The sequence below is a fragment of the Atopococcus tabaci DSM 17538 genome (assembly GCF_000429585.1).
Lineage (GTDB): Bacteria > Bacillota > Bacilli > Lactobacillales > Carnobacteriaceae_A > Atopococcus > Atopococcus tabaci.
Genome location: NZ_AUCD01000135.1, coordinates 1 through 1,361, shown reverse-complemented (window position 1 = coordinate 1,361; position 1,361 = coordinate 1). Strand labels below are relative to the sequence as shown.

At 38.5% G+C, this 1,361-nt stretch carries 1 protein-coding gene; it reads right to left on the bottom strand.

The window, feature by feature from the left end; all coding sequences use genetic code 11:
- Window positions 1-37 precede the first annotated feature (37 nt).
- Window positions 38-1,361 (bottom strand): IS3 family transposase gene (locus G470_RS14325; protein ID WP_156908100.1). Its coding sequence is split into 2 segments (ribosomal slippage), with 1,325 coding nucleotides annotated over them: window positions 38-939 and window positions 939-1,361; the frame shifts between segments, so codons are not numbered across the junction. This gene is flagged as partial in the annotation.

Sequence of the window (1,361 nt, the reverse complement as noted above, 5' to 3'; positions counted from 1 at the left end):
TGAAGTGACCCCTAAAAGTTAGACACGGTTATTTCATTTAGGCAGCTTGGTTAAAATGAGTTCGGTACTGCACCGGACTCATTTTTAATTTTGCCTTCATGCGTTTCGTGTTGTAATAGTGTATATAATTTTCAAGTTCCTTTTTAAAATGCTCCACACTTTCAAATTCCTTTAAGTAGAGGAATTCAGACTTCATGATGCCAAAGAAGTTCTCCATGACAGAATTATCGTAACAGTTGCCTTTACGTGACATACTTTGCACAATGCCTCGTGATTGGAGCGTATGGCGATATTGTTTCATTTGATAATGCCAGCCTTGATCGGAATGCATCAGTAGCTGGTGTTCCTCAGGTAATCGTTCTAACGCTTTCTCCAACATCTCTGAAACTAAAGAATACGTTGGTCTAGAACCGATTGTATACGTGATAATTTCGCCATTAAATAAGTCTAAAACAGGCGATAGATAGAACTTTTCACCAAATAATTTAAACTCCGTAATATCCGTTACCCACTTCTCATTCGGGGCTTCAGCCGTAAAGTTGCGATCTAAAATATTCGGCGCAATTTTACCGACTGTTCCTTTATAAGACTTATATTTTTTCATACGCACTACACACTTTAAACCAAGTTCTTTCATGATGCGTTGAACCTTCTTATGATTCACTTTTTGTCCACGATTTGCTAGCTCATCGCGAATACGACGATACCCATAACGGCCTTCGTGTTCCTCATAAATGGATTGAATGTCCTCTTTTAGCTTGGCATCTGGATCTGGTCGATTCATCTTTTTTACTAAATCATAGTACGTGCTACGTGGAATTTCTGCGAATGCCACAAGCGCCTTCACCGAGTACTTATGCCTTAATTCATAGATGACTCTTACTTTGTCTTCTTTGGTGATTTTTCCTTTGCTTGAACTAAGGCGTTCAACTTTTTTAAATAATCGTTTTCCATACGTAGATGGTTGATTTCTGCTTGAAGTGCTTCAGGTGAGCCTTCTACTGGTGTTGGTTTTGGTTGTTTACTCGTTTCTTTTTTCATAGATGGACGCCCCTTTTTCTTTGATTGAAGGGCATCGAATCCTTTTGTTTCAAACTGTTTTCGCCACTGTAGAATCGTGGATGGAGCTGCTATACCAAAAATAGCCGCTGTTTCATTGAAGGACGTACCGTTTTCAATCATGAAGTTTAGTACATCTAGTTTAAACTGTGGGGTGTAGTTTGTATATCGTTTTATAAACGCTTCTACACCGTTATGTTCATATTGTTTCTTCCAAACTCGAATAATTTTATCATCAGCCCCGATTGATTGAGCGATTGTTTTGAAGCTTTCATTGCCATTCAAATACCTTAGAACGGCTT